This window comes from Streptomyces murinus (assembly GCF_002154555.1).
GTDB classification, from domain to species: Bacteria; Actinomycetota; Actinomycetes; order Streptomycetales; family Streptomycetaceae; genus Streptomyces; species Streptomyces murinus.
The window spans coordinates 1-8232 of record NZ_MUNF01000448.1 but is presented as its reverse complement, the minus strand read 5'-3'; the positions used below and the strand labels follow the sequence as shown (position 1 = coordinate 8232).

Below are 8232 nucleotides of genomic sequence, written 5' to 3'. Positions count from 1 at the left end.
CGGCGGCGTGCTCGTCGGCCTGGTGCTCATGGTGCCGATCCACTGGCTGCGCACCCGCCTGACCGAGGCGCTGCTCCAGAACACCCTCTCGCTGCTGATCCCGTTCGTCGCCTACGGGGTCGCCGAGCAGCTGCACGCCTCCGGAGTGCTCGCGGTGGTCGTGGTCGCCGTGTACCTCGGGCACCGCGCCTGGGAGGTCGACTTCGCCACCCGGCTCCAGGAGGAGGCCGTGTGGAAGATGGTCGCCTTCGTGCTGGAGTCGGCCGTGTTCGCGCTGATCGGCCTCCAGCTGCCGCCCATCCTCAAGGGCCTCGCTGCCTATCACGGGGCCGACGCGGCCTGGTACGCGATCGCCGTCTTCCTGGTCGTCGTGGCCGCCCGGTTCGTCTGGACGTTCCCGGCGACCTTCCTGCCGCGCGCGCTGTCCCGGCGCGTCCGGGAGCGCGAGGAGGACCCCACCTGGCGGGCGCCGGTCGTGGTCTCCTGGGCGGCGATGCGGGGCGTGGTCTCCCTGGCCATCGCCTTCTCCATCCCGGAGACGATCCGGGGCGGCGCGCCCTTCCCGCAGCGCAACCTGATCCTCTTCCTGACCTTCACCACGGTCATCGGCACCCTGGTCGTGCAGGGCCTCACCCTCGCCCCGCTGATCCGCCTGATGAAGTTCCCCGGCCGCGACCGCCAGGCCGAGACCCTGGCCGAGGCCAACGCCCAGGCACAGGCGTCCCTGGCCGCCGAACGCCGCCTGGAGGAACTCCTCGCCGACGAGCGCAACGCGCTGCCGCCGCCGCTCGCCGACCGCCTCCACGACGTCCTGGAGCGCCGCCGCAACGCCGTCTGGGAGCGCCTCGGCCAGGCGAACCCCGTCACCGGCGAGTCCGTGGACGACACCTACCGCCGGCTGTCCCGCGCCATGATCAGCGCCGAACGCGAGGTCTTCGTACGGCTGCGCGACCACCGCTACATCGACGACGAGATGCTGCGCGCCCTGCTGCGGCACCTGGACCTGGAGGAGGCGGCCGCGTACCGGGAGGCGGCGTAGCCACCGGGGCCGCCGGGGCTCGGCGCTGCCGGGCCTCTAGGTGGCCACGGCTCCAGGCCGCTGGGGCTCGGGGAACGGCCGGCCGGTGACGACGGCCGCGAGTGTCGTGCCGCGCGGGAAGGCGCCCTCCTCGGCGAGGGCGACAAGCCCGTAGAGCAACTTGGCGACATAGAGACGCTCCACGGGCAGCCCGTGCCGCTGCTCGAAGTCCTCGGCGAACGCGTCGAGTTCGGGGGTGGTCCGCGCGTAGCCGCCGAAGTGGAAGCGGTCGTCCAGCGACCAGTCGCCGGTACGGCCGCCGAAGGCACGTTCCTGCAATGCCTCGACGTCGGCCGTCAGGAAGCCGCCCCTGAGGACCGGCACGCCGAGCGCGCGCTGTCCCTTCGCCAGTCCGGCCGCGAGCCCCGCGAGCGTGCCGCCGGTGCCGCAGGCGACCGCGACGGCATCGGCGTGCCCGCGCAGTTCCGCCCCGAGCGCCGTGCAGCCGCGCACCGCCGCCGCGTTGCTGCCGCCCTCCGGCACGACGTACGCCCCCTCGGCGCCGGCCGCGCGCAGGATCGCCGCCAGCGTCTCCGGCTCGGCCTTGCGCCGGTAGATCGACCTGTCGACGAACCGCAGCCGCATCCCGTCCGCCGCGCACCTGGCGAGGGAGGGGTTGAGCGGCCGGTCGGCCAGCTCCTGGCCGCGCACCACACCGGTGGTGGCGAGCCCGAGCAGCCGTCCGGCGGCCGCGGTGGCGCGCAGATGGTTGGAGTAGGCCCCGCCGAAGGTGACCAGTGGCCGCCCGTCCGCCGCGGCGATGTTCGGCACGAGCTTGCGCCACTTGTTGCCGATCAGCTCCGGGTGGATCAGGTCGTCCCGCTTGAGCACCAGCCGGATCCCGCGCCGGTCGAACCGCTCGTCCCGAAGCTCCTGAAGGGGCGAGGGAAGGCGGGGGGCGAGGGGAACGCTGCTGGTCACGGTGTCATTGTCGCCGACCTCGCCGACCTCGTGGATCCGCACCCCGAGCGCGGCCCCTTTTTCAGGGTCCTCCTTTCTGCCCACTAGTCCGATGATCCATTCCCCCTCTTTCGGGTAATGGCGTGGCAACCGTGCGTGATGGGACGCTCGATGCGAGACCGGCCCGTTGCGACCGGTGCATTACATGGGAGGGCATTTCCACATGTCGGTAGGCGAAGAGCTCCGCACGGATCAGGGCAAGCCGCAGCAGTCCCTCGGGACCGCGGCAGCGCGGAACCTGGCCACCACCACCAAGTCCGTTCCGCAGATGCAGGAGATCAGCTCCCGCTGGCTGCTGCGCACGCTCCCCTGGGTGGACGTCCAGGGCGGCACGTACCGGGTGAACCGCCGGCTGACGTACGCCGTCGGCGACGGCCGGATCACCTTCGTCAAGACCGGGGGCCAGGTCGAGGTCATCCCGGCCGAACTCGGCGAACTCCCGGCCCTGCGGTCGTACGAGGACGAAGAGGTACTGGCCGAGCTGGCCCGGCGCTGCCGCCAGCGCGACTTCGCCCCCGGCGAGGTCATCGCCGACTTCGGCAACCGCAATGACGGGGTGCATCTGCTCGCCCACGGCCGCGTCGAGAAGATCGGCACCGGCCCCTACGGCGACGACTCGGTCCTCGGCGTCCTCGCCGACGGCTCCTACTTCGGCGACCAGGCGCTGGTCGACCCGGACGCCATCTGGGAGTACACGGTCCGCGCGGACACCGCCAGCACCGTGCTGATCCTCAGCCGCCAGGACTTCGAGCAGATCGCCGAGCGCTCCCAGTCCCTGCGCGACCATCTGGCCCAGCTGCGCTCGATCCCGGAGCAGCGCACCAACAAGTACGGCGAGAAGGCCGTCGACCTGGCCGCGGGCCACTCCGGCGAGGCCGACATCCCGCACACCTTCGTCGACTACGAGGCCCGGCCCCGCGAGTACGAACTGAGCATCGCCCAGACCGTGCTGCGCGTCCACTCCCGGGTGGCCGACCTCTACAACCAGCCGATGAACCAGACCGAGCAGCAGCTGCGGCTCACGGTCGAGGCGCTGAAGGAGCGCCAGGAGCACGAGCTGATCAACAACCCGGAGTTCGGTCTGCTCAGCAACTGCGAGTACGACCAGCGGATCCAGCCGCACGACGGCGCCCCGAGCCCGGACGACATGGACGAACTGCTCAGCCGTCGCCGCGGGACCAAGCTGTTCCTCGCCCACCCGCGCGCGATCGCCGCGTTCGGCCGCGAGCTGAACAAGCGGGGTCTGGTGCCGGAGACCATCGACATGGGCGGCAACCGCATCCCCACCTGGCGCGGGGTGCCCCTCTTCCCCTGCGGCAAGATCCCGATCAGCGAGGCGCGCACCACCTCGATCATCGCGATGCGCACCGGCGAGGAGGAACAGGGCGTCATCGGTCTGCGGCAGTCCGGTCTCCCGGACGAGATCGAGCCGAGCCTGTCCGTCCGCTTCATGGGGATCAACGAGCAGGCGATCATCAAGTACCTGGTCACGGCCTACTACTCGGCCGCCGTCCTGGTGCCCGACGCGCTCGGTGTGCTGGAGAACGTCGAGATCGGCCGGTGGAGGTGACGTTTCCGCACGTCGCGGCCGTGTCCCTGAACGCCCGGACGGGTACACCCTCGGGGTACGCGTCCGGGTGGGCAGGATCCGCCGATGCCCGCGGACCTGGCGAGGGGGAGACATGGCCGAGTCCATGACGGAGACCGAACAACGTCCCTCCGGTGTGCCGTACCCCGGCACACCGGAGGGACGGCGGGGAACCGGTGACCCGGGCCCCGCCCCGCACGACGGGCAGGAGGCGCCGGAGCTGCTGGAGCGGAGCCGGGCCCTGGTCGACCCGGCGATGCGCGCCGCCGTCGAGTCGCTGCCCGGTTCCATGCGCCGGATCGCGCGCTACCACTTCGGCTGGGAGCACGTGGACGGCAGCCCGGCCGCGGGCCATGCCGGCAAGGCGATCCGTCCGGCCCTGGTGCTCGCCGCGGCCGCCGCGCTCGGCGGCCCGGCGGCCCGGGCGGCCGCCGTACCGGCCGCGGCGGCGGTGGAGCTGGTCCACAACTTCACCCTGCTGCACGACGATGTGATGGACCGGGACCCCACCCGCAGGCACCGGCCCACGGCCTGGACCGTGTTCGGGGATGCCGATGCGATCCTCGCCGGGGACGCGCTCCAGGCGCTCGCGCTGCGTCTGCTGGTCGAGGACCCGCACCCGGCCGCGGCCCCGGCCGCCGCCCGGCTCGCGGACTGCGTGATGGAGCTGTGCGCCGGCCAGCACACGGACACCGACCTGGAGCACCGCGCCCCGGGGGAGGTCACGCTGGACGAGGTGCTCGCCATGGCCGAGGCGAAGACAGGGGCGCTGCTGGGCTGCGCCTGCGCCCTCGGCGCGCTGTACGCGGGCGCGGGGCCCGAGGAGGTGGCCGCGCTGGACGGCTTCGGCCGTCAGGCGGGGCTCGCCTTCCAGCTGATCGACGACGTCATCGGCATATGGGGTGAGCCGCTGCGGACCGGCAAGCCGGCCGGTGCCGATCTCGCGGCCCGCAAGAAGTCCCTGCCGGTGGTGGCGGCACTCGTCTCCGGCACCCCGGCGGCGGCCGAACTCGCCGTGCTGTACGGAAAGCCGTACATCACCGGGGACAGCGAGGGCATAGCGCGGACCGCGCTGGCCGTGGAGCGGGCCGGGGGCCGGGACTGGGCGCAGACGGAGGCGGCCGACCGGATGGCCCGCGCGATGCAGGAACTGGCCCGGGCGATCCCGGACCCCGAGGCGGCGGGCGGGCTGCTCGCCCTCGCCGAGTTCGTGACCCGGCGCAGCAGCTGAGCGCCGCGGTCCGTGCCGCCGGTCCGTCCGGCGGCCCCGAGGACCCGGAGTCCCCGGGCCCGTGCGGCTCCTGACCCCGCACGGTGCCCCGGGGGCTCCGGTCGGCCGGGTCCCGTGGATCCCCACAGTCCACGGGGCCCGCCGTCTACCGTGAAGCCATGCCGAAACCGTCCCGCATCGTCCACATCACCGAGCGCTCCCTGTGGGAGGCGGCCCGCGAGCGCGCCACCTACGAGGTGTCGACCCGGGGCCGCACCCTCGACCAGGTGGGCTTCATCCACTTCTCCACCCGCGAGCAGCTCCCGTCCGTCGCCGCGTTCGTGTACGGCGGGTACGACGGCCCGGACGAACTGGTGGTCCTGGTGGTGGACCCGGCGTTGCTCGACGCACCTCTGACGTACGAGCCGGTGCAGCCGGGCGGTGAGGAATTCCCGCACCTCTACGGCCCGTTGCCGGTGCGCGCCGTGGTGGACGTGGAACCCTGGGGGTGAAGTACCGCGTGCGCCGGGGGAGTTCAGGCCGCCGGGCGCTGGAAGCAGCGCAGCAGGTTGCCCGCCGGGTCGCGGAAGGCGCAGTCGCGGACGCCCCACGGCTGGTCGGTCGGCTCCTGGAGGACGTCAGCGCCGGACTCGCGCAGCCGCTCCCACAGCGCGTCGCAGTCGTCGGTGGCCAGGATGACCCCGCGCAGCATGCCCTTGGCGAGCAGTTCGGCCATCGCCTGCCGGTCGGCGGGGGAGGCGTCCGGGTTGGCGCCCGGCGGCTCCAGCACGATCTCCACGTCCGGCTGGTGCGGCGAGCCGACGGTCACCCATCGCATCCCCTCGAAGCCCACGTCGTTGCGGACCTCAAGACCGAGGATGTCGCGGTAGAAGGCGAGGGCCTTGTCATGGTCGTCCACGGCGATGAAGCACTGTGCGAGTCGTACGTTCATGCGTTCACGCTAAGCCGGTCGGGAGGCCGGCGCGCGCGGCTTCCGGGGACGGCCCGGGGAGATCAGTAGGGGCGGCGGCGGGGCCGGGTGAAGGTGCGGGCCACGCAGGAGGGGATCACCGCGGCCGGCTCGTGCGCGGCGGCACGATAGGCGCTCGGGGTCCGGCCGACCAGCTCGGTGAAACGGGAGCTGAAGGACCCCAGGGACGTACACCCCACGGCCAGGCACACCTCGGTGACCGTGAGGTCGCCCCGGCGCAGCAGCGCCTTGGCCCGCTCGATACGGCGGGTCATGAGATAGCTGTACGGCGTCTCCCCGAACGCCTTGCGGAAGCTGCGCTGGAAATGGCCCGGGGACATCAGGGCGCCGCGCGCCAGCTCGCTCATGTCGAGCGGCTCGGCGTACTCCCGGTCCATCCGGTCCCGTACCCGCCGCAGCCGCCGCAGATCCTCCAGACTCACACCCACCAGCTTGGCACAGCCCACCGACACCGGACTCGGGATCATCACGGGCCGTCCTGCCCACCCCGTCTCCTCCTGGGCATTCCCGGGCTTTCGCTCCCAGTTCGCGCGGAATCGGCCGGGTCTTGGTTGGCTGGAGTCATGGACCACATCACGTTGCTCGTGGCGGTCGTCATCGTGACGGCGCTGGCGTTCGACTTCACGAACGGGTTCCATGACACCGCGAACGCGATGGCCACCTCCATCGCCACCGGCGCGCTCCGGCCCAGAATCGCGGTCCTGATCAGCGGTGTTCTCAATATCGCGGGCGCGTTCCTGTCCACCGAGGTGGCCCGGACGATCTCCGGGGGCATCGTGGACGACGCCCTGGTCACCCCCGCGATGATCTTCGCCGGGCTGGTCGGGGCGATCCTGTGGAACCTGGCGACCTGGCTCGCCGGGCTGCCCTCCAGTTCCTCGCACGCCCTGTTCGGCGGGCTGATCGGCGCGGTCTGGGTCGGCGCGGGGTCCAAGGGCGTGCACTTCGAGCAGGTGCTCGACAAGGTGCTGCTGCCCGCCGTCGTCTCCCCGGTGGTGGCCGGGGTGGCCGCCTGCGCCGCCACCTACCTCGCCTATCTGCTCTCCGCCCGCGCCCGCCAGGACCGGGTGACCAAGGGCTTCCGGATCGGCCAGATCGCCTCCGCCTCCCTGGTCTCCCTCGCGCACGGCACCAACGACGCGCAGAAGACCATGGGCGTGATCACGCTGACCCTGATCTCCGCGGGCGCGCTCGGCCATGACGCCGGGCCGCCGGTCTGGGTGATCGGCTCCGCCGGTCTCGCGATCGGCCTCGGCACCTATCTGGGCGGCTGGCGGATCATCCGCACCATGGGCAAGGGCCTGACGGAGATCCAGTCGCCGCAGGGCTTCGCCGCCGAGACGGCCTCCACCGCGGTGATCCTCACCTCCGCCCACCTCGGCTTCGCCCTGTCCACCACCCAGGTCGCCTCCGGCAGCATCCTCGGCGCGGGCCTCGGCCGCCGGCTCGCGGAGGTCCGCTGGGGCGTGGCCGGGCGGATGGCGCTGGCCTGGCTGATCACCCTGCCCTTCGCCGCGCTGGTCGGCGGCCTCGCGGCGAGCGTGGTCAAGCACGGCGGCAACATCGGCACGCTCGTCGTCGCCCTGGTGGCGCTGGCGCTCGCCCTGGGCGTCGTCGTCATCTCCCGCCGCAACCCGGTGCACGCCGACAACGTCAACGACCACCACGAGGTCACCCTCCGCTCCCAGACCCCCACCGACATCGGCTCGGCCGTCTGAATCCCGGGAGTCCGCCATGCACATCGACTGGTCCGCCCTCGCCCGGGTCGCCGCGGTCAGCCTCGGCGTCACCGTCGCCGTGGTCGTCGTCTTCACCCTCGGCGTCCTCGGCCTCTCCCGCGCCGCCGACCGCCGCACGGGCCCCGCCACCACCCTGGCCCGCGCCCAGGCGGGACTGTGCTTCCTGGCCTGCGCCGTGGTGGTGGGCTACGGCATCTACCTGATCGTGCCCCAGCTGCACTGACAAGGTTCCGTCCGCCCCAGGACGAGGTGTTCGCCACGATCGTCCGCACCGGCCTGGAACGGGCCGCCGCGGCGGCCGAGCGGGCCGTTGTGGCGGCGGGTACGGCCGAGGAGAAGGTGCTCGGTGTGCTCACCGTGAAGCTGGAGGTGGCCATCCGGCTCTGGCAGGACAGTCCCACGCACGCCTACGAGCTGCTGGCCGCGGCCTCCGCCCACACCCCCGAGCCGGTCGGCGCCTACATGGACCACCTCGCGCGGCTGCTCACCGACGCCCTGGCCGAAGCCGTCCCCGGCACCGCCCGGCAGGCGGCCGAGGTGCTGCTCCCCTTCACCCGGGGCCTGGAGGACGACCTGCGCGATGTCGAGGCCGCCCGCCGGGACCTCGGCACCGGTGTGCAGATGATCACCCGAGGGGCGCTGGACCGCCCCTCGGGTGATCATCTG

10 protein-coding genes are annotated in these 8232 nt (G+C 72.7%); 7 read left to right on the top strand and 3 right to left on the bottom strand.

Annotated features, from left to right (window positions below):
* Window positions 1-1039 (top strand): cation:proton antiporter (locus CCN72_RS25910; protein ID WP_208638096.1); only part of this gene is annotated, 1039 nt, incomplete at its 5' end.
* A 36-nt stretch (window positions 1040-1075) separates the two neighbouring features.
* Here the strand turns inward: CCN72_RS25910 and CCN72_RS25905 are convergent.
* Window positions 1076-1999 carry a 1-aminocyclopropane-1-carboxylate deaminase/D-cysteine desulfhydrase gene (locus tag CCN72_RS25905; protein WP_086810060.1) on the bottom strand — a complete coding sequence of 308 codons (924 nt, stop codon included), beginning with the start codon at window positions 1997-1999 and terminating at the stop codon, window positions 1076-1078.
* A gap of 202 nt (window positions 2000-2201) precedes the next feature.
* On the opposite strand from CCN72_RS25905, the gene CCN72_RS25900 reads away from it, so the two are divergent.
* The 3 genes from CCN72_RS25900 (at window position 2202) to CCN72_RS25890 (ending at window position 5348) form a co-directional block, all read left to right on the top strand.
* Window positions 2202-3608: a family 2B encapsulin nanocompartment shell protein gene (locus CCN72_RS25900; RefSeq protein ID WP_086810058.1), complete on the top strand. Its 1407-nt coding sequence runs from the start codon at window positions 2202-2204 to the stop codon at window positions 3606-3608.
* 112 nt (window positions 3609-3720) lie between these two features.
* The gene (locus CCN72_RS25895) at window positions 3721-4857 is read left to right on the top strand and encodes a family 2 encapsulin nanocompartment cargo protein polyprenyl transferase (RefSeq protein ID WP_086810056.1); all 1137 of its coding nucleotides are present in this window, start codon (window positions 3721-3723) and stop codon (window positions 4855-4857) included.
* Window positions 4858-5015: 158 nt separating this feature from the next.
* Window positions 5016-5348: a DUF952 domain-containing protein gene (locus CCN72_RS25890; RefSeq protein ID WP_086810054.1), complete on the top strand. Its 333-nt coding sequence runs from the start codon at window positions 5016-5018 to the stop codon at window positions 5346-5348.
* 23 nt (window positions 5349-5371) lie between these two features.
* Here the strand turns inward: CCN72_RS25890 and CCN72_RS25885 are convergent, their stop codons facing one another.
* Window positions 5372-5788, bottom strand: a complete 417-nt coding sequence (locus tag CCN72_RS25885) for a VOC family protein (protein WP_037660218.1) — start codon at window positions 5786-5788, stop codon at window positions 5372-5374.
* 62 nt (window positions 5789-5850) lie between these two features.
* Window positions 5851-6294, bottom strand: a complete 444-nt coding sequence (locus CCN72_RS25880; protein WP_086810052.1) for a helix-turn-helix transcriptional regulator — start codon at window positions 6292-6294, stop codon at window positions 5851-5853.
* Window positions 6295-6390: 96 nt separating this feature from the next.
* On the opposite strand from CCN72_RS25880, the gene CCN72_RS25875 reads away from it, so the two are divergent.
* The 3 genes from CCN72_RS25875 to CCN72_RS25865 all read left to right on the top strand — a co-directional run.
* A complete protein-coding gene (locus CCN72_RS25875; protein ID WP_086810050.1) occupies window positions 6391-7545 on the top strand; it encodes an inorganic phosphate transporter in 1155 nt (384 codons plus the stop codon).
* 16 nt (window positions 7546-7561) lie between these two features.
* Window positions 7562-7789 carry a hypothetical protein gene (locus CCN72_RS25870; RefSeq protein WP_085566491.1) on the top strand — a complete coding sequence of 76 codons (228 nt, stop codon included), beginning with the start codon at window positions 7562-7564 and terminating at the stop codon, window positions 7787-7789.
* Window positions 7790-7815: 26 nt separating this feature from the next.
* A partial coding sequence (locus tag CCN72_RS25865) for a hypothetical protein (RefSeq protein ID WP_143664199.1) occupies window positions 7816-8232 on the top strand: 417 nt, incomplete at its 3' end.